Annotated in this window: 1 pseudogene; it reads left to right on the forward strand. The window is 46.2% G+C overall.

The annotated features are described in order from the left end of the window. A pseudogene (locus tag DMB65_RS21905) lies at nucleotides 1-372 on the forward strand (hypothetical protein); the annotation flags it as partial.

A 372-nucleotide genomic window follows, 5' to 3' on the forward strand; every position in this document is an offset into this window, starting at 1 on the left:
GTTTTGGAGGCAGTAATGGAACCATTACCTTGACACCTGCTGATGGACTTGCTCCATATAGCTATACCCTTACAGGTGCAGGTGCCAATACAAGCGGAGATGTTACAGGAACTTATACAGGATTGCCAGCAGGCACTTATTCAGTAGTGGTTAAGGATGCCAAAGGCTGTGATTCAGCTGTTATTTCGGTAACGATTAACCAGCCATTACAGTTGGCAGCTACAGTAGGAGTTACGCCATTTGGTTGTAATTCGGGCAATGTACCACAGGCCGCAGTTGTAACTGTAACGGCTACTGTGGGTACAGGTACAGCGCCATATACTTATAGCTTCAATGGCTCAGCGAGCTACACATCAGCTAATACCTTATCAG

Source organism: Flavobacterium cheongpyeongense, from assembly GCF_003202435.1.
GTDB classification, from domain to species: Bacteria; Bacteroidota; Bacteroidia; order Flavobacteriales; family Flavobacteriaceae; genus Flavobacterium; species Flavobacterium cheongpyeongense.